We start from the raw sequence: 19,032 nt of genomic DNA, 5'->3' as shown, positions 1-19,032 counted from the left end.
GGATGTCGACGCCCAAGCGCTTCCCCGCCTCGCTCAAGCCCACCGTGGCGGCCCCGCAGCGAGAGCTGCTGATGCCGCAGCGCCACCTGCACCAGGCCACGCGCGACGCGGCCCGGCTGGCGCGGCCGAGCGGCACGGGGCTGGACGGTGGCGCGGTGCGCCAGCGGATGGTGGCCCGGCTGCGAGCCGAGGGCAAGTTCGACGAGCGCGTGCTCGCGGCGATGGCGACGGTGCCGCGCCACGAGTTCGTCGACAGCGCGCTGGCGGCCCAGGCCTACGAAGACACGGCGCTGCCCATCGGGCACGGCCAGACGATCTCCAAGCCGTCGGTCGTGGCGCACATGCTGGGGTTGCTGATGGGCGGGGAGGGCGCGCGTCAGCGCGGCTCGCTGGGCCGCGTGCTGGAGATCGGTACCGGTTGCGGCTACCAGGCGGCGGTCATCGCGCTCCTCGCGCGTCAACTCACGTCCATCGAGCGGCTGCAGGGCCTGCACGAGAAGGCGCAGCTCAACCTGCAGCGCGTCCCGCTGCCGCGTGCGCCGCGGCTCATCTGGGGCGATGGCCGTGCAGGTCATTCGGCCAGCGGCCCTTTCGACAGCATCATCGCCGCCGCAGGTGGCGAGGACATCCCGCGCGCCTGGATGGATCAGCTAGCGCCCGGCGGCCGCCTTGTCGCACCTACCGCCGCTACTGGCCGGGGTCAGGTGCTGGTGGTGCTGGACCATGTCGTCGACAAAGGCGTCAGCCACTGGGTTCGCAGCGAGCATGAGGCCGTGCTGTTCGTCCCTCTAAAATCCGGAGTCGTCTGACGGGGCCGCTGGCGCACCGCGCCGCACAATCCGGGCGGCCTTCAACGTGCCCGACACGATGCCATCTAGCCTGCGCCACCTTCTCGCCCTTGTCGTCCTTCCGTTGCTGCTGAGTGCCTGCAGCAGCGTCTCCCTGCACCAGGCCCCAGTCGAGGACCGCAATCCGCATCCGTCCAAGGCGCCCGCGTCGACGCCGGCGCCCGCGGTTGCGACGCCAGCGCCCGAGGCTAAGCCGCTGCCCGGCGCGGAGAACGCCGGCAAGCCCGGTTACTACACCGTCAAGCCCGGCGACAAGCTGATCCGCATCGCGCTGGACAACGGACAGAGCTGGCGCGACCTAGCGCGCTGGAATGCGCTCGAGAACCCGGACCGCATCGAGGTCGGCCAGGTGTTGCGCGTCGTGCCGCCGGGCGTGGACGCGAGCGCCGTGACGGCCAAGCCGATCGCCAGCGCGGGCAAGGTGGAGAGCCGTCCGCTCGATGCCAAGCCACCCGTGGCCGCCGCAAGTTCGGCGTCGGCGCCGTCGGCGTCCACCGCGTCGTCTGCCGCTTCGGCCCCGTCCAAGGAGGCCGCCGCGGACGACGACAGCCTCGCCTGGGCGTGGCCGGTGTCGCAGCCCGTCAGCACCGGTTTCGACGAACAGCGCAACAAGGGCCTGGACTTTGCAGGCAAGCCGGGCGACCCGGTCTTTGCGGTGGCCGACGGGCGTGTCGTTTATGCCGGTTCGGGCTTGCGCGGCTACGGCAACTTGGTCATCATCAAGCACAACAACACCTACCTGACCGCGTACGCCCACAACCGGGCGATGCTGGTCGAGCAGGATCAGGTCGTGCGCAAAGGCCAGAGGATTGCCGAGATGGGTTCCACCGAGAGCGACACCGTCAAGTTGCACTTCGAAGTGCGCAAGCTGGGCAAGCCTGTCGATCCGGCCAAGCTGCTGCCACCGCGTTGAGCTGACGCCAGCCTCACACCATGAAACGCGCCGCGCCGAAGACCAACGGCCATGACGGCGCGTCACATGATGCGGGCGTCGTCATGTCGGCGACGCCGCCGGACGTGGAGCCCGGTGCCGAAGCCGGCGACGACGAAGGCCAGGCGCTGCGAGCCACGAGCGATGACGTCGAATTGGGCAATGCGCTGCAGGCCTACCTTCGCGACATCCGGCGCACGCCGCTGCTAACACCTCAGCAGGAGTTCGAGACGGCCCAGGCCGCCCGGGCCGGCGACTTCGACGCCCGGCAGGCGATGATCGAGCACAACCTGCGACTCGTCGTCAGCATCGCCAAGAACTACCTGGGCCGCGGCCTGCCGATGAGTGACCTCATCGAGGAGGGCAACCTCGGGCTGATGCATGCCATCGGCAAGTTCGAGCCGGAGCGCGGTTTCCGGTTCTCGACATATTCCAGCTGGTGGATCCGCCAGAGTATCGAGCGTGCGTTGATGCATCAGGCCCGGCTCGTGCGGCTGCCGGTGCACATCGTGCGCGAGCTCAACCAGGTGCTGAAAGCGCGCCGCGCGCTGGAGGCGCTGCAGAGCGCCCAGGGAGGCGAGGGTCGGGTGCGGGCCGAGGACGTGGCCCTGGCGCTGGGTCGTCCCGTCGACGAGGTGGCCGAACTGCTGGCCTACGCGGAGCTGCCGAGTTCGCTGGACTCGCCTGTGGACCGCAATGGCGAAGGCGGCGAGTCGATGCTGGACCTGGTGGCCGACGAGCAGGCCATCGACCCGATGGGGTTGCGCCTGTCCCACGAGGTGGAGGAGCTGCTGCAGCACGGCCTCGCAAGCCTGAACGACCGCGAGCGCGAGGTGCTGGCGGGGCGCTACGGCCTGTCGGACCGCGAGCCCGAGACGCTGGACGTGCTGGCCATTCGGCTGAAGCTGACGCGCGAGCGCATCCGGCAGATCCAGATCGAGGCGCTCGCCAAGCTCAAGCGCAACATGATGCGCCACGGTGTCGACCGGGACAGCATCTTCTGACGGTTGCCGCTCTGGTGGGAGCGCGTCGCCGCTCCTCCGATAATTCCAGGATGACTCGAACGACAGAATGGCTCCGCGTCGAATCGCTCGACCTGGAAGCGCAGGGCGTGGCGCACAACGCCGAGGGCAAGGTGGTCTTCATCGACGGCGCGCTGCCTGGCGAACTGGTGAAGGCCGACATCGGCCGCCGCAAGAACAACTGGGAGCAGGGCCAGCTCGCCGAGATTCGCAAGGAGAGCCCGCTGCGCGTCGCGCCGCGCTGCCCGCATTTCGGCCTGCATGCCGGTGCTTGCGGTGGCTGCAAGATGCAGCACCTGCACCCGGCCGCCCAGGTGGCCGTCAAGCAGCGCGTTGTGGAAGACAACCTCTGGCATCTCGGCAAGGTCAAGCCCGAGGTGCTGCTGCGACCTATCGAAGGTCCGGCCTGGGGCTATCGCTACCGTGCTCGCTTCTCTGTACGCTACGTGCAGAAGAAGGGTGTGGTGCTGATCGGTTTCCACGAGCGCAAGAGCCGCTACGTGGCCGACATGCAGGTGTGCAAGGTCGTGCCGCCGGTCGTCAGCGATCTGCTGATGCCACTGCGCGACCTGATCATGGCGATGGAGGAGCGCGACCGGCTGCCGCAGATCGAGCTGGCGATGGGTGACGAGGTCATCGCCCTCGTGCTGCGCCACCTCAATCCGCTGCCGGACGGCGATGTCGCGCTGCTGCGCGCATTCGCCGCCACGCATTGCGTGCAATGGTGGCTGCAGCCCAAGGGGCCGGACACGGTCCGGCTGCTGGACGACTTCGGGCCACAACTGTCCTATGCGCTGCCGGAGTTCGGCATCCGCATGCCGTTCAAACCGACCGACTTCACGCAGGTGAACCCGCACATCAATGCGTCGCTGGTCGGGCGTGCTTTGCGACTGCTGGCCGTGCAGCCGGGCGACCGCGTCATCGACTGGTTCTGCGGCCTGGGCAACTTCACGCTGCCGCTGGCCACGCAGGCGCGCGAGGTGCTGGGCATCGAGGGCAGCGAGGCGCTCGTGCAGCGCTCGCGCGAAAACGCGGCGGCCAACGGCCTGGCGCACAAGACGAGGTTTGTCGCGCGCAACCTGTTCGAGATGACACCTGAACTGCTGGCCCAGGATGGCGTGGCAGATCGCTGGCTCATCGACCCGCCGCGCGAGGGTGCCTTTGCACTCGCGAAGGCCGTGGCCGACATCGCGCAGGACCCGTCGCTGGCCCCTGGCTGGCAGCCACCGAAGCGCATCGTCTATGTCAGCTGCAATCCGGCGACGCTGGCGCGGGATGCCGGGCTGCTCGTCAATGTCGCCGGCTACCGTTGCACGGCGGCCAGTGCCGTGAACATGTTCCCGCACACGGCGCATGTGGAAAGCGTGGCGGTGTTCGAGCGGGACGCGTAGCCGGGCCTGCGACCTGTGGCTGCGTTGGTTTACTAAACGCTGAGACGTCGCGTTGCATCGTCGTCAACGTGCATGAGGGATGCGCGGGTCAACCCGAATCTCTCGCCGGTGGAATTTGGGGAAGAATAAGTAAACAAAGAATTTTGTTTAGTTTCTTCCCGTCGGAATCGAGGCGCCATGCACGTCGTCGGTCCGGCGCCATTCAACCTCAGGAGACAAGAGGCTGGCCATGTTCCTTCGATCCCAAGTCATCCGCATCCTCGGCGCCGCTTGCCTGACGCTCGGGTTGGCGTCCGCTGCGCTGGCGCAGCCGGTCGCGCTGCCGGCGCAGGCGCTCAAGCGTGGTGTCAACGTGCTCGGCTACGACCCCATCTGGAGCGACCCGGCCAAGGCCCGATTCCAGATGCGCCACCTGCAGGCCATCCGCGACGGCGGCTTCGATCACGTGCGCCTGAACCTGCATGCCTTCGAGCACATGGATGCCGAAGGGCGGCTTTCGCCGGCCTGGTTCAAGACGCTCGACGGGGTGCTGGCCTCCGCGCTGAATGCGGGGCTGCAGGTCATCATCGACCAGCACAACTTCATGGACTGCGCCAAGGCCGTCGATGCTTGCCGTACGCGGCTGAAGACGTTCTGGAGCCAGGTGGCGCCGCGCTACAAGGATGCGCCGGATGGCGTGCTGTTCGAGATCCTTAACGAGCCCAACGGCGAGGCCGATGCGGTATGGAACGACATGATCGCGGAGAACCTGCAGATCATCCGCGAGACCAACCCGAAGCGCCGCGTCATCGTCGGGCCGAAATCCTGGAACTCGATGGACCACCTGGACAGCCTTAGGCTGCCTGAGGCGGACCGCAACCTGATCGTCACCTTCCACTACTACTCGCCGTTTCCGTTCACGCACCAGGGCGCGCATTGGGTCGAGCAGTTCAAGAACACGTCGGGCGTGACCTGGGGCACGCCTGCCGAGCAGGAGCAGATCAAGGCCGACTTCGACAAGGTCAAGGCCTGGGCGCAGAAGAGCCGCCGGCCCATGCTGCTGGGTGAGTTCGGGGCCCTGGAGACGGGTGTGCTCGCGCAGCGCGTGGCGTGGACGTCGGCCGTTGCCCGCGCGGCCGAGGCGCGAGGCTTCAGCTGGAGCTACTGGCAGTTCGACTCCGACTTCATCGTCTGGGACATGAAGGCGGACAGCTGGGTCAAGCCCATCCTGAATGCGCTCATTCCGCCGATGGGCGGCGCGGCGATGGTCGCCAGCCGTGCCGGCGACCCGGCGCTGGACTACCTGATCAACTCGGCCAAGGTCAGTGCCTGGTCGGTCTACGGCGACGGGCAGTCCACCCAACAGGTGGCCTGCGAGGCCACCGGCAAGACCTGCCTGCGTGTGGCGCTGCAGGGCAAGCGCGCCAACCCCTGGGACAACGGCGCGATGGCGCCTATCACTGGTGACATCCGCAAAGGCGACAGGCTGCAGGTGCTGGTATGGGCGCGCCTCGACACCGATGACGCGAAGGCGCAGGTCACCGTTCCCGTGTCGCTGCAGCTCAATGCCCCGCCGTATACCGCGCTGCTGTCGGGCTCGGCAGTGCTGACCAGCAAGCTGGAGCCCATCGTGCTCAACGGCATCGCCCAGATGGACCAGCCTGCCGGCACGGCCTCCCTGTCGGTGCAGATCGGGCAGGTGGGCCAGTCCATCCTGCTCAGCGCGCCGTTCGTGCTGCGCAACTACACGGCTGGCAAATGACGCATTGATTGTGCGGCCGCTCGCGCCGGCTCTTGCGATGGCGCAGTGAGCCCCCCAATGAAAAAGGCGACCCGTGATGGGTCGCCTTTTTAATGTGGCTGGCCGCGTATCAGTCGCGGTCGCCGCCGAAAATGCCAAGCAGCGACAGCAGGCTCTGGAACACGTTGTACACGTCGAGATAAATGTTCAGCGTGGCGCTGATGTAGTTCGTCTCGCCGCCGTCGATGACGCGCTTGATGTCATACAGCATGAAGGCGGAGAAGATGCCCAGCGACATCACCAGCACCGTCAGCATCAGAGCCGACGACTGCATGAAGATGTTGGCGATGCCGGCCACCATCAGGATGACGGCGCCCACGACCAGGAACTTGCCCATCGACGACAGGTCGCGCTTGATGACGGTGGCCAGCGAGGCCATCGTGAAGAACACGGCCGCCGTGCCGCCGAAGGCCGTCATGACGAGCGACGTGCCGTTGCGGAAGCCCAGCACAAAGCCGATCAGCCGCGACAGCATCAGGCCCATGAAGAAGGTGAAGGCCAGCAGGGCTGCCACGCCCGCGGCGCTGTCCTTCGTCTTCTCGATGACGAACATCAAGCCGAAGGCGCCGATGAAAAACACCAGTGCGCTCATGCCCGGCGCCATCGTGGCGAACAGGCCAGTCGACACGCCGATCCACGCGCCCAGTACCGTGGGTACGAGGGACAGGGCGAGCAGCCAGTAGGTGTTGCGCAACACGCGCTGACGGTCGGCTGCGAGGCCGGCCGCGGCGTAGCCGTAAGACGTTTGCAGGCTGTCGTTCATGACGATCCTCCGATGCGAATGAAAACCGCGCCGATTCTAGGCCGGCGCCAAGCCGCTACATTGAGGGTTCAGCACTGGAAATCAAGGCCATGAAGCAGCAATCGCAACTCGAACTTGCCGACGTCAAACGCATCGCCGCTGCCGCCGAGGCGCACGCGCTCAGCAAGGGCTGGGCGGTCAGCATCGCCATTGTCGACGCTGGCGGCCATCTGCTCTGGTTGCAGCGCCTCGACGGTGCGGCTCCCATCTCGGCGCAGATCGCGCCCGCCAAGGCGCACACCTCGGCGCTGGGCCGGCGCGAGTCCAAGGTGTACGAGGACATGATCAACGGCGGGCGGTATTCCTTCCTCAGTGCCCCGGCCATCCAGGCGACGCTGGAGGGCGGCGTGCCCATTCTCGTGAACGGTGAGTGCCTCGGCGCCGTGGGCGTCAGCGGCGTGAAATCCAGCGAGGATGCTGAAATCGCCAAGGCCGGCATCGCGGCGCTTTGAGCGTCACGAGCCGGTCACGAAGCCTCCGTACTAACCCCAGTCGGCTATACTCGATGGGTTTATCTGAACCACCCCCGCTGTCCGGCGCAAACCCTTCGGTTTCCTCAAGCTGATCCGTCCTTCGGACGGGCTTGTGCTGGGCTCGCGCCCCACTTGCGGAGACCTTCGTGCTGGCTGACCTCCTTCAACCCCCTCAGGCGATCTTGGCGTTGGCGGACGGGACACTGTTCCGAGGCCAATCCATCGGCGCCACGGGCCAGACGGTCGGCGAGGTGGTGTTCAACACGGCGTTGACCGGCTACCAGGAAATCCTCACAGACCCGAGCTACTGCCGCCAGATCGTCACGCTGACGTATCCGCACATCGGCAGCTATGGCGTCAGCGAGGAAGACGTGGAGGCCTCGAAGGTCTTCGCCGCCGGCCTCGTCATCAAGGACCTGCCGATCCGTGCGTCCAACTTCCGGTCGGGTAAGACGCTGGACGCCTATCTGCGCGAGCAGGGCACGGTTGCCATCGCCGGGCTCGATACCCGCCGCCTCACCCGCGTGCTGCGCACGACGGGCGCACAGAACGGCTGCATCCTTGCGCTGCCTGCGGGCGAGGCGCTGACGCAGGCGCATATCGACGCCGCCGTTGCCGCCGCGAAGGCTGCACCTTCTATGGCCGGTCTGGACCTGGCCCAGGTCGTCAGCCGCACTGAACCCACCGTCTGGACCGAGACGGAATGGAAGCTCGGCAGCGGTTACGGCCAGCAGACGTCGCCCAGGTTCCACGTCGTGGCCTACGACTTCGGCGTCAAGAACAACATCCTGCGCATGCTGGCCGAACGCGGCTGCAAGGTCACCGTCGTGCCGGCGCAGACCCCGGCGAGCGACGTCTTCGGGCTGCAGCCGGACGGCGTGTTCCTGTCCAACGGCCCCGGCGACCCGGAGCCTTGCGATTACGCGATCCGGGCGACGGCCCAACTGATCGAGTCGGGCATTCCCGTCTTCGGCATCTGCCTGGGCCACCAGATCCTCGCGCTGGCCTCCGGCGCCAAGACCTTCAAGATGAAGTTTGGCCACCATGGCGCCAACCATCCGGTCAAAGACCTCGACAGCGGGCGCGTCGGCATCACGAGCCAGAACCATGGCTTCGCGGTGGACGCCAACACGTTGCCGCAGAACCTGCGTGCCACGCATGTCAGCCTGTTCGACGGCACGCTGCAAGGCATCGCCCGCACCGACAAGCCGGCGTTCAGCTTCCAGGGCCATCCGGAAGCCAGCCCCGGCCCGCACGACATCGCCTATCTGTTCGATCGCTTCGTGGCCTTGATGAGCAAGGCTTGAGGCGCAGCGCTGGAGCCTCGCATGTTCGGCATCACCGACCTCGGCACCTACCTGGCAGCAGTGGTGTTCATCATCCTGCTGCCCGGGCCCAATTCGCTGTACGTGTTGTCCGTTGCGGCGCAGCGCGGCGTGCGGGCGGGCTACACGGCCGCCTGCGGCGTGTTCGTCGGTGACACGGTGCTGATGACGCTGGCCGCGGCTGGCGGGGCGTCGCTGTTGATGTCCAGCCCGCAGATCTTCTTCGTCGTGAAGATGGCCGGCGCCATCTACCTCGGGTGGATCGGTCTGCAGTTGCTGCGCGGCGCGTTCCGCACCTGGCGCGGCGAGGCGACGGCCGAGGTGCCGCGCGTCGTCGACGCGCGCCAGCCGTTCCGCAAGGCGCTGGTCGTCAGCCTGCTGAATCCCAAGGCCATCGCCTTCTTGCTGTCCTTCTTCATCCAGTTCGTCGATCCGGCCTATCCGCATCCCGCGCTGACCTTCCTGATCCTGGGCACGATCATTCAGATCGCCAGCTTCGTCTACCTCTCGACGCTGATCTTTGCCGGAGCCCGCCTCGCGGCGGCCTTCCGCGCGCGGCGTCGACTCTCCGGCGCCGCGAACGCGGGCGTCGGCGTCCTTTTCGTTGGATTCGGGGCCAAGCTGGCCACGGCCACCCTCTAAAAAGCTCCAAGAGCGCAGACCGCCATGCCGAAACGTACAGACCTCAAGAGCATCCTCATCATCGGCGCCGGCCCGATCATCATCGGCCAGGCCTGCGAGTTCGATTACTCCGGCGCCCAGGCCTGCAAGGCGCTGCGCGAGGAGGGCTACAAGGTCATCCTCGTCAACAGCAACCCGGCAACGATCATGACGGACCCGGACACGGCGGACGTCACCTACATCGAGCCGATCACCTGGCAGGTGGTTGAGAAGATCATTGCCAAGGAGCGTCCGGACGCGGTGCTCCCGACGATGGGCGGCCAGACGGCGCTGAACTGCGCGCTGGACCTGCACAAGCACGGCGTGCTGGCCAAGTACGGCGTCGAGATGATCGGCGCCAACGAGGTCGCTATCGAGAAGGCCGAGGACCGCCTGAAGTTCAAGGACGCGATGACCAAGATCGGCCTGGGTTCGGCCAAGTCGGGCATCGCGCACTCGCTGGAAGAGGCCTGGGCAGTGCAGAAGCGCATCCAGGCCGAGATCGGTGGCAGCGGCTTCCCGATGGTCATCCGCCCCAGCTTCACGCTGGGCGGCACGGGCGGCGGCATCGCTTACAACCCGGAAGAGTTCGAAGAGATCTGCAAGCGCGGCCTGGACCTGTCGCCGACCAACGAACTGCTCATCGAGGAGAGCCTGATCGGCTGGAAGGAATACGAGATGGAGGTCGTCCGCGACAAGGCGGATAACTGCATCATCGTGTGCTCTATCGAGAACCTGGACCCGATGGGCATCCACACCGGTGACTCCATCACCGTGGCGCCCAGCCAGACGCTGTCCGACAAGGAATACCAGCTGCTGCGCAACGCGTCCCTCGCCGTGCTGCGCGAGATCGGCGTCGACACCGGCGGCTCCAACGTGCAGTTCTCGATCAACCCGAAGGACGGCCGCATGGTCGTCATCGAGATGAACCCGCGCGTGTCGCGGTCGTCGGCTCTGGCCTCCAAGGCCACCGGCTTCCCCATCGCCAAGGTCGCGGCCAAGCTGGCCGTCGGCTACACGCTGGACGAGCTGAAGAACGACATCACCGGCGGCGCGACGCCGGCGTCCTTCGAGCCCAGCATCGACTACGTCGTCACGAAGATTCCGCGCTTCGCCTTCGAGAAGTTCCCGATGGCCGACTCGCGCCTGACGACGCAGATGAAGTCCGTCGGCGAGGTGATGGCCATGGGCCGCACCTTCCAGGAGTCCTTCCAGAAGGCCCTGCGTGGCCTGGAGACGGGCATCGACGGCCTGACCGAGCGCAGCACCGACCGTGAAGACATCGTGCAGGAGATCGGCGAGGCCGGCCCCGAGCGCATCCTGTTCGTGGCCGATGCCTTCCGCATCGGCATGACGCTGGACGAGATCCACGAGGAAACGGCCATCGACCCGTGGTTCCTGGCCCAGATCGAGCAACTGGTGCAGATCGAGGGCGCGCTCAAAGGGCGCACGGTCGAGTCGCTGACCGAGGCCGAGTTGCGCCTGCTGAAGACCAAGGGCTTCTCCGACAAGCGCCTGGCCAAGCTGCTGGGCACGCACCAGCACGCCGTGCGCGAACGCCGCCATGCGCTGAGCGTGCGCCCGGTCTACAAGCGTGTGGATACCTGCGCCGCCGAGTTCGCCACGCAGACGGCCTACATGTACTCCACGTACGAAGGCGAGGGCGCCGAGTGCGAGGCGCAGCCGACGGACAGGAAGAAGATCATGGTGCTGGGCGGTGGCCCGAACCGTATTGGCCAGGGCATCGAGTTCGACTATTGCTGCGTGCACGCGGCCCTCGCGATGCGCGAGGACGGCTACGAGACGCTGATGGTCAACTGCAATCCCGAGACCGTCTCGACCGACTACGACACGTCAGACCGCCTCTACTTCGAGCCGGTCACGCTGGAAGACGTGTTGGAGATCGTCGACAAGGAAAACCCGGTCGGCGTCATCGTGCAGTACGGTGGCCAGACGCCGCTGAAGCTGGCGCTGGACCTGGAGCGCGCCGGCGTCCCCATCATCGGGACGACGCCGGACAGCATCGACATCGCCGAAGACCGCGAGCGCTTCCAGAAGCTGCTGCACGAGCTGGACCTGAAGCAGCCGCCGAACCGCACGGCGCGCACCGAAGAGCAGGCTGTCACGCTGGCCAACGAGATTGGCTATCCGCTGGTCGTGCGCCCCAGCTACGTGCTGGGCGGCCGTGCGATGGAGATCGTGCACGGCGACAAGGACCTGGAGCGCTACATGCGCGAGGCCGTGCGCGTGTCCGAGAAGTCGCCGGTGCTGCTCGACCACTTCCTGCAGGATGCCGTCGAGGTGGACGTGGACTGCATCGCCGATGGTGTGGATGTGATGATTGGCGGCATCATGGAGCACATCGAGGCGGCCGGCATACACTCCGGCGACTCGGCCTGCTCGCTGCCGCCCTATACGCTGGCCGCCGACGTGCAGGATGAATTGCGCCGCCAGACGGCAGCGATGGCCAAGGCGCTGAAGGTCGTGGGCCTGATGAACGTGCAGTTCGCCATTCAGGGAGATGTGGCCCAGGGTTTGGCCTACTGCACGATCTATGTGCTGGAAGTGAACCCGCGCGCGTCGCGCACGGTGCCTTACGTGAGCAAGGCCACAGGCCAGCAACTCGCCAAGATCGCGGCCCGCTGCATGGCCGGCCAGAAGCTGATCGACCAGCGCGACCGCAAGGGCCGGGTGCCGGCCGAGGTCGTGCCGCCGTACTACAGCGTCAAGGAAGCCGTCTTCCCGTTCAACAAGTTCCCGGGCGTGGATCCCATCCTCAGCCCCGAGATGCGCTCGACGGGCGAGGTCATGGGCTCGGCGCGCACGTTCGGCGAAGCCGTGCTGAAGAGCCAGATCGGTGCCGGCTCGCGCCTGCCGCGTTCGGGCAACGTGCTGATCACCGTTAAGAGCAGCGACAAGGCCCGGGCGGTCGCGATCGCGAAGGACCTGCATGCGCTGGGCTTCGGCATCGTGGCCACCAAGGGCACAGCGGCGGCCATCCAGGAGGCCGGCGTGCCGGTCAAGCTGATCAACAAGATCAAGGACGGCCGGCCGCATATCGTCGACGCGCTCAAGGGGGGCGACATCCAGCTCGTCTTCACGACGGTGGACGAGACGCGCACGGCGATTGCCGACAGCCGCTACATCCGCCAGGCCGCGCTGGCCAACCGCGTCACCTATTACACGACGATGGCCGGCTGCGAGGCCGCCGTGGAAGGCATGAAGCACCAAAACGGGCTGCTCGTGCAATCCCTGCAAGAGCTGCACGCCGAACTCGCCTAAGATTCCGATCCATTGATTCCGCCGCCGCCGCCCGGAGCGCCCGGGCCGCAGCGGCGGTCTCTTTTTGACTGAACGAGATTGCCATGACGAAGATCCCCCTGACCAAGCGCGGCGCCGAAGCGCTGAAGGAAGAGCTGCACCGCCTGAAGACCGTGGAGCGTCCGTCCGTCATCCAGGCGATCGCCGAGGCGCGTGCGCAGGGCGACCTGAGCGAGAACGCCGAGTACGATGCCGCCAAGGATAAGCAGGGCTTCATCGAAGGCCGCATCCTTGAGATCGAGGGCAAGCTGTCGGCGGCGCAGATCATCGACCCCGCGGCATTGGATGCCGGTGGACGCGTGGTGTTCGGTGCGACGGTGGATCTGGAAGACGAGGATAGCGGCAACGCCGTGACTTACCAGATCACCGGCGACGACGAGGCCGACATCAAGCTGGGCCGCATCTCCATCAGCTCGCCGATCGCGCGCGCGCTGATCGGCAAGGAAGCCGGCGATGTCGCCGAAGTGCAGGCGCCGGGCGGCATCCGCCGCTACGAAATCATTGAAGTCCGGTATCAATGACCCACGCTTACCCGCTGCGCCTGCTCCCTTCAAGGGACTGCCGACGGCCCGATGAGCGCCACGCATCAAGGTGATGTTCTCGAAGCTGCAAGCCTTGCTGGCCGCCCTCTGGGGCGGCTTTTTGCTGTGCATCGCCTTCGTCGCGACGCCAGCAGCGTTTGCGGTGCTGGAGCGGGCGCAGGCCGGCGGCTACGTGGCCCGCGTGTTCGCCATTGAGGCGCAGGTGAGCCTCGCGGTGGGCTTGGTACTGATGGCCATCGAGCGCCGCATCGTCCGCGACGTCGTGGAGTCGGGCGGTCAGACGAGCCAGTTCTCGGCCCGGCTGCTGCTGCCTGTGGTCGCTCTGTTCTGCACCGTCGCCGGCTACTACGGCCTGCAGCCCCTGATGGCGAGCGCCCGGGCTGGTACCGGCGTCGCGTCGTTCGCCGCGCTGCACGGCGTGTCCTTAGCCTTCTTCGGCGTGAAGGGCCTGGCCGTGCTAGCGCTCGCCTGGGTCAGTCAGAGACGGACTTCTTGACGCTGGTCGGCTTGCGCTTCTTGGCGCGCTTGATCTCGCCGCCCTGCGTCACGCGCTCGTTGCCCATGACCTTGACCTTGTTCACCTGCGGACGGCTGTTGCCGTTCTTGGAGAACTTGACGATCTTGACGACGCGCGGCCCGGGCATGGCGCCCTCCCGCTCGGCCTTGGCCTTCTCGGGGATGGGGCGCCACAGCACCAGCAGCTTGCCGATGTGCTGGATGGGCGCGGCATCGAGTTCGTCGCTGAGCTGGGCCAGCATGGCCTCGCGGGCGGTGCGGTCGTCGCTGAAGACCCGCACCTTGATGAGGCCGTGGGCCTTCAGCGCGGCGTCGGTTTCCTTCACGACGGCGGGCGTCAGGCCTTCACCGCCGATCATCACGACCGGGTCGAGATGATGGGCGTCGGCGCGCTTTTCCTTGCGCTGGGCGGGAGTCAGGTTGATTTGAGGCATGCGCCTATTATCGTTTTTCAATGAAAACCCAAACCAAGAGCAAAAAGGTCAACAAGGCGTGGCTGAATGACCATGTCAACGACCCCTACGTCAAGCAGGCTCAGAAGGACGGCTACCGCGCCCGTGCCGCCTACAAGCTCAAGGAGATCGACGAGGAGTTGCGTCTGATCAAGCCGGGCCAGGTCGTCGTGGACCTGGGCGCGGCGCCGGGCGCCTGGAGCCAGTACCTACGCCGCAGGTTTGCGCCCAAGGAGGCCGGGCAGGGCGGGGCGGCGGTGGGGCAGCTCAACGGCACCATCATTGCGCTGGATCTGCTGGACTTCGAGCCGATCGAGGGCGTGCAGTTCATCCAGGGCGATTTCCAGGAGGAAGCCGTCCTGGCGCAGCTGGAGGAAGCGCTGGCCGGGCGGCCGATCGACGTGGTCGTCTCCGACATGGCCCCCAACTTGTCGGGGATCGCGTCGACAGACGCCGCCCGCATTTCCGGGTTGGTCGAACTGGCCGTGGATTTCTCGCAGCAGCACCTCAAGCCGGAGGGCGCGCTGGTGGCCAAGGTCTTCCACGGCAGCGGCTACAGCCAGCTGGTGGACCTGTTCAAAACACATTTCAAGACGGTCAAGCCGATCAAGCCTAAGGCGTCGCGCGACCGCTCTTCCGAGACATTTCTGGTGGGTGTGGGGTTGAAAAACCGCTGATGACAAGGGGTTGCCCCCTTGTCGCACCTAAAATCACCCCCACTGTCCTGAAACCCGCGATGGGCCATCAGGGCTAAGGAGTCGCAGTGAACAATCAATGGTTTTCGAAGTTCGCCGTCTGGATCGTGATCGCCCTCGTGCTGTTCACGGTCGTCAAGCAATTCGGCGGCACCACGGCGCCCGGCAAGCAGGTGACGTATTCGGAGTTCCTGGACCTGGTCCAGTCGCACCGCATCAAGTCGGCCACGCTGCCTGACGGCATCACCGGCGACATCTACGCCGAGGACACCGACGGCAACAAGATCCGCACGCTGGCCACCTACCAGGACCGCGGTCTGGTTGGCGACCTGCGCAACAACGGCGTCAAGTTCGACATCAAGCCGCGCGAGGAGCAGAGCTTCCTCGTCAGCATGCTGATCAACTGGACGCCCATGCTGCTGCTGATCGGCGTGTGGGTCTACTTCATGCGGCAGATGCAGGGCGGCGGCAAGGGCGGCGCCTTCAGCTTCGGCAAGAGCAAGGCCCGCATGCTCGACGAGAACAACAACACCGTGACCTTCGCCGACGTCGCTGGTTGCGACGAGGCCAAGGAAGAGGTCAAGGAGCTCGTCGACTTCCTGAAGGACCCGCAGAAGTTCCAGAAGCTTGGCGGCCGCATCCCGCGCGGCGTGCTGATGGTCGGTCCTCCGGGGACCGGCAAGACGCTGCTGGCCAAGTCCATCGCCGGCGAGGCCAAGGTGCCGTTCTTCACGATCTCGGGCTCCGACTTCGTCGAGATGTTCGTCGGCGTCGGCGCGGCCCGCGTGCGCGACATGTTCGAGCAGGCCAAGAAGAGCGCGCCCTGCATCATCTTCATCGACGAAATCGACGCGGTGGGCCGCCACCGTGGTGCGGGTCTCGGCGGTGGCAACGACGAGCGTGAGCAGACGCTGAACCAGATGCTCGTCGAGATGGACGGCTTCGACACCAACCTCGGCGTCATCGTCATCGCTGCCACGAACCGGCCCGACATCCTGGACCCCGCGCTGCTGCGCCCGGGCCGCTTCGACCGCCAGGTCTACGTCACGCTGCCGGACATCCGCGGCCGCGAGCAGATCCTGAACGTGCACATGCGCAAGGTGCCCATCGGTCAGGACGTCAATGCGTCCATCCTGGCCCGCGGCACGCCCGGCATGAGCGGTGCGGACCTGGCCAACCTCGTCAACGAGGCCGCGCTGTTCGCGGCCCGCCGAGGCGGCCGCCTCGTGGAGATGATCGACTTCGAGCGCGCCAAGGACAAGCTCTACATGGGCCCCGAGCGCAAGAGCATGGTCATGACCGAGGACGAGAAGCGCGCGACGGCGTATCACGAGTCCGGCCATGCCATCGTCGCCGAGTGTCTGCCCGGCACCGACCCCGTTCACAAGGTCACCATCATGCCGCGCGGCCGCGCCCTCGGCGTGACCTGGCAACTGCCGGAGCGCGATCAGCACAGCCTGTACTTCAAGCAGATGCTCAACAGCATCAGCATCCTGTTCGGTGGCCGCATTGCCGAGGATCTGTTCGTCCACGACATCTCCACGGGCGCATCCAACGACTACGAGCGCGCCACCCGCATGGCTCGCGACATGGTCACGCGCTATGGCATGAGCGAGGCGCTGGGGCCGATGGTGTATGCCGAGAACGAGGGCGAAGTCTTCCTCGGCCGCAGCATGACCAAGACGGCCAACATCAGCGAAAACACGCAGCAGAAGGTCGACAGCGAGATCCGCCGCATCCTCGACGAGCAATACGCCGTCGCGCAGAAGATCCTCGAGGACAACCGCGACAAGGTCGAGATCATGACCGCAGCGCTGATGAAGTGGGAAACCATCGACCGCGACCAGATTCTGGACATCATGGCCGGCCGGCCGCCGCGCGAGCCGGGCGGCACGACGTCGACGCCCAGCAGCGGCCCGAGCGGCGGCACGCCGCCCGTCAGCACCGACGGCGCGCCCGCGGCAGCCTGACTCGCTTCTATCCAAGGCCCGGCTCGCTGCCGGGCCTTTTTTTCTGGTCGAACACCTCATGCACTGGCAGACCCGTCGCTTCCGCATCGACCTGAGCCGCCCGCGCGTGATGGGCATCGTCAACGTAACGCCGGATTCGTTCTCCGACGGTGGTCACCATGACGAGGCGCGCGCCGCCATCGCGCACTGCGAACGCCTCGTCGCTGAAGGGGTGGACATCCTTGACATTGGCGGCGAGTCGACACGTCCCGGCGCGCCGCGCGTCGATGCCGATGCCGAATGGGCTCGCATCGCCCCCGTGCTGGCTGCCGCGGTCACGCTGGGCGTGCCGGTCTCGGTGGATACCTGGAAACCGGAGGTCATGCGTCGTGCACTGGACGCGGGTGCGGACATCATCAACGACGTGCAGGCGCTGCAAGCCGACGGCGCGCTCGCGGCGGTGGCGGGCAGTGGTGCCGGCGTGTGCCTGATGCACATGCGGGGCGAGCCGGTGTCGATGATGGCGCTGGCGGATTACGAGGATGTCGTCGCCGAGGTCGCCGCATTCCTTTCCGAGCGTGCGCGGCTCGTGCGTGCCGCCGGTGTGTCGGCCGACTGTATTGCGCTTGATCCCGGCTACGGTTTTGCCAAGACGGCCGAGCACAACTTGACGCTGTTGGCGGGCCAGCAGCGGTTGGCCGCGTTGGGTTACCCGTTGCTGGTCGGCTGGTCGCGCAAGCGCACGTTGGGCGACATCACTGGCCGCCCTGTCGAGCAGCGATTGGCCGCGAGCCTGGCTGCCGCGCTGCGTGCGGTGAGCGCCGGTGCCCTTGTACTGCGCGTGCACGACGTCGCCGCGACGGTGGACGCCGTCAAGGTCTGGGCTGCCGTCGATGGCGCGACAATCCGACCCATCGAATGACAGAAAGAGCTTGATGAGCCGCAAGTATTTCGGAACCGACGGCATCCGCGGCACCGTCGGTCAGTCGCCGATCACGGCCGACTTCATGCTGCGCCTGGGCCACGCGGTGGGTCGCGTGCTGCGCAAGACCAGCGCCCGGCCGACGGTGTTGATCGGCAAGGACACGCGTATTTCCGGTTACATGATCGAGTCGGCGTTGGAGGCCGGCTTCGCGTCTGCCGGCGTCAACGTGCTGTTGACTGGCCCGTTGCCTACGCCGGGTGTCGCGTACCTGACCCGTGCGTTGCGCCAGGATCTGGGCGTCGTCATCAGCGCCTCGCACAACGCCTTCCAGGACAATGGCATCAAGTTCTTCTCGGCTAAGGGCGAGAAGCTGCCTGATGCCTGGGAACTGGCTGTCGAGGCGGCGCTGGATGACGAACCGCAATGGGTGGACTCCGCCAGTCTCGGCCGCGCCAAGCGGCTTGACGATGCGCGGGGCCGCTACATCGAGTTCTGCAAGAACTGCTTCGGCTCGGACCTGACGCTGAAGGGGCTCAAGGTCGTCGTCGATGCCGCTCACGGCGCGGCCTACCACGTGGCGCCCGATGTGTTCCACGAACTCGGCGCCGAGGTCGTGGCCATCGGCTGCAAGCCGGACGGCTTCAACATCAATGCAGGCTTTGGTGCCACGGCCCCCGGCGCACTCGTCGAAGCGGTTAAGGCGAACGGCGCGGACTACGGCATTGCGCTCGATGGCGACGCCGATCGCCTGCAGCTGGTGGACGCCAATGGCCGCCTCTACAACGGCGACGAGCTGCTCTACGTGATGGTGACGGACCGCCTGGCCCAGGGGCATCGCGTGCCCGGTGCGGTCGGCACGTTGATGACCAACATGGCCGTGGAGCTGGCGCTGCGCTCGCACGACATCGATTTCGTGCGTGCCAAGGTTGGGGACCGCTATGTGCTTGAGGAGCTGGCCGCGCGCGGCTGGCAGCTGGGCGGCGAGGGCTCCGGCCATTTGCTGGCGCTGGACAAGCACACGACGGGCGACGGCATTGTCAGTGCCTTGCTGGTGTTGCAGGCCGTCAGCCGCAGCGGACGCAGCTTGGCTGACCAGCTCGCCGGCGTGAAGCTCTTCCCGCAGACGCTCATCAACGTGCGGCTGGCCGCCGGCCAGGACTGGAAGAGCAACACCCGGCTCGCCCAGGAAGAGCGCGCCATCACCGACGAGCTGGGCAACCGCGGTCGGGTGCTGATCCGGGCCTCCGGGACGGAGCCGCTGCTGCGCGTCATGGTGGAAGCGTCCGACGCGGAGCTCGCGCGTCACTGCGCCGAGCGGCTGGCCCAGGCGGTGGCGGCCTGAGGTCGTCGTTCGAGCCTAAAAGGAGGGCCGCTCGCGGGAGTGGCCTTTTTCGTAGCCA

At 66.5% G+C, this 19,032-nt stretch carries 17 protein-coding genes; 15 read left to right on the top strand and 2 right to left on the bottom strand.

What is annotated here, in order from left to right; genetic code table 11:
• Window positions 1–2: 2 nt before the first annotated feature.
• From LXT13_RS25505 to LXT13_RS25485, 5 genes are all read left to right on the top strand, one after another.
• Window positions 3–809: a protein-L-isoaspartate(D-aspartate) O-methyltransferase gene (locus tag LXT13_RS25505; RefSeq protein WP_419964711.1), complete on the top strand. Its 807-nt coding sequence runs from the start codon at window positions 3–5 to the stop codon at window positions 807–809.
• 58 nt (window positions 810–867) lie between these two features.
• On the top strand, window positions 868–1,761 hold the full coding sequence (locus tag LXT13_RS25500) for a peptidoglycan DD-metalloendopeptidase family protein (protein WP_233375135.1): 894 nt from the start codon (window positions 868–870) through the stop codon (window positions 1,759–1,761).
• Window positions 1,762–1,781: 20 nt separating this feature from the next.
• Window positions 1,782–2,783 carry an RNA polymerase sigma factor RpoS gene (gene rpoS, locus LXT13_RS25495; protein ID WP_233375134.1) on the top strand — a complete coding sequence of 334 codons (1,002 nt, stop codon included), beginning with the start codon at window positions 1,782–1,784 and terminating at the stop codon, window positions 2,781–2,783.
• Window positions 2,784–2,794: 11 nt separating this feature from the next.
• The gene (gene rlmD, locus LXT13_RS25490) at window positions 2,795–4,192 is read left to right on the top strand and encodes a 23S rRNA (uracil(1939)-C(5))-methyltransferase RlmD (protein ID WP_255719738.1); all 1,398 of its coding nucleotides are present in this window, start codon (window positions 2,795–2,797) and stop codon (window positions 4,190–4,192) included.
• Window positions 4,193–4,421: 229 nt separating this feature from the next.
• Window positions 4,422–5,933: a glycoside hydrolase family 5 protein gene (locus LXT13_RS25485; protein ID WP_233375132.1), complete on the top strand. Its 1,512-nt coding sequence runs from the start codon at window positions 4,422–4,424 to the stop codon at window positions 5,931–5,933.
• Between the two features lie 109 nt (window positions 5,934–6,042).
• Here LXT13_RS25485 and LXT13_RS25480 read toward each other — a convergent pair whose 3' ends face one another.
• Window positions 6,043–6,735: a Bax inhibitor-1/YccA family protein gene (locus tag LXT13_RS25480; RefSeq protein ID WP_233375131.1), complete on the bottom strand. Its 693-nt coding sequence runs from the start codon at window positions 6,733–6,735 to the stop codon at window positions 6,043–6,045.
• 89 nt (window positions 6,736–6,824) lie between these two features.
• Here LXT13_RS25480 and LXT13_RS25475 point away from each other — a divergent pair, with 89 nt between their 5' ends.
• The 6 genes from LXT13_RS25475 to LXT13_RS25450 all read left to right on the top strand — a co-directional run bounded on the left by LXT13_RS25475 (window position 6,825) and on the right by LXT13_RS25450 (window position 13,591).
• On the top strand, window positions 6,825–7,226 hold the full coding sequence (locus LXT13_RS25475) for a GlcG/HbpS family heme-binding protein (RefSeq protein WP_233375130.1): 402 nt from the start codon (window positions 6,825–6,827) through the stop codon (window positions 7,224–7,226).
• A 167-nt stretch (window positions 7,227–7,393) separates the two neighbouring features.
• Window positions 7,394–8,554: a glutamine-hydrolyzing carbamoyl-phosphate synthase small subunit gene (gene carA, locus LXT13_RS25470; RefSeq protein WP_233375129.1), complete on the top strand. Its 1,161-nt coding sequence runs from the start codon at window positions 7,394–7,396 to the stop codon at window positions 8,552–8,554.
• Window positions 8,555–8,575: 21 nt separating this feature from the next.
• Window positions 8,576–9,214 carry a leucine efflux protein LeuE gene (leuE, locus tag LXT13_RS25465; protein ID WP_233375128.1) on the top strand — a complete coding sequence of 213 codons (639 nt, stop codon included), beginning with the start codon at window positions 8,576–8,578 and terminating at the stop codon, window positions 9,212–9,214.
• Between the two features lie 24 nt (window positions 9,215–9,238).
• The gene (gene carB / locus LXT13_RS25460) at window positions 9,239–12,514 is read left to right on the top strand and encodes a carbamoyl-phosphate synthase large subunit (RefSeq protein WP_233375127.1); all 3,276 of its coding nucleotides are present in this window, start codon (window positions 9,239–9,241) and stop codon (window positions 12,512–12,514) included.
• An 83-nt stretch (window positions 12,515–12,597) separates the two neighbouring features.
• Window positions 12,598–13,074, top strand: a complete 477-nt coding sequence (greA, locus tag LXT13_RS25455) for a transcription elongation factor GreA (RefSeq protein ID WP_233375126.1) — start codon at window positions 12,598–12,600, stop codon at window positions 13,072–13,074.
• A gap of 73 nt (window positions 13,075–13,147) precedes the next feature.
• Window positions 13,148–13,591, top strand: coding sequence for a DUF4149 domain-containing protein (locus tag LXT13_RS25450; protein WP_233375125.1), 444 nt, complete (start codon window positions 13,148–13,150; stop codon window positions 13,589–13,591).
• Here LXT13_RS25450 and LXT13_RS25445 read toward each other — a convergent pair.
• Entirely contained in the window at window positions 13,569–14,045 is a 477-nt protein-coding gene (locus LXT13_RS25445) for a YhbY family RNA-binding protein (RefSeq protein ID WP_233375124.1), read from the bottom strand. The two genes, LXT13_RS25450 and LXT13_RS25445, sit on opposite strands and share 23 nt — an antisense overlap.
• Before the next feature lie 20 nt (window positions 14,046–14,065).
• Here LXT13_RS25445 and LXT13_RS25440 point away from each other — a divergent pair, with 20 nt between their 5' ends.
• The 4 genes from LXT13_RS25440 to glmM all read left to right on the top strand — a co-directional run bounded on the left by LXT13_RS25440 (window position 14,066) and on the right by glmM (window position 18,974).
• A complete protein-coding gene (locus tag LXT13_RS25440; protein WP_233375123.1) occupies window positions 14,066–14,740 on the top strand; it encodes an RlmE family RNA methyltransferase in 675 nt (224 codons plus the stop codon).
• An 86-nt stretch (window positions 14,741–14,826) separates the two neighbouring features.
• Window positions 14,827–16,728 carry an ATP-dependent zinc metalloprotease FtsH gene (gene ftsH, locus LXT13_RS25435; protein WP_233375122.1) on the top strand — a complete coding sequence of 634 codons (1,902 nt, stop codon included), beginning with the start codon at window positions 14,827–14,829 and terminating at the stop codon, window positions 16,726–16,728.
• 58 nt (window positions 16,729–16,786) lie between these two features.
• Complete coding sequence (gene folP / locus LXT13_RS25430; RefSeq protein ID WP_233375121.1) at window positions 16,787–17,629, top strand: dihydropteroate synthase; 843 nt, start codon at window positions 16,787–16,789, stop codon at window positions 17,627–17,629.
• A 13-nt stretch (window positions 17,630–17,642) separates the two neighbouring features.
• On the top strand, window positions 17,643–18,974 hold the full coding sequence (gene glmM, locus LXT13_RS25425; protein ID WP_233375120.1) for a phosphoglucosamine mutase: 1,332 nt from the start codon (window positions 17,643–17,645) through the stop codon (window positions 18,972–18,974).
• Window positions 18,975–19,032 lie beyond the last annotated feature (58 nt).

Origin of the sequence: Pelomonas cellulosilytica, from assembly GCF_021353265.1 — a bacterium.
Lineage (GTDB): Bacteria > Pseudomonadota > Gammaproteobacteria > Burkholderiales > Burkholderiaceae_C > Pelomonas > Pelomonas cellulosilytica.
Note: the sequence above shows the minus strand (reverse complement) of the source record. Positions and strands in the feature narration are given on the sequence as shown.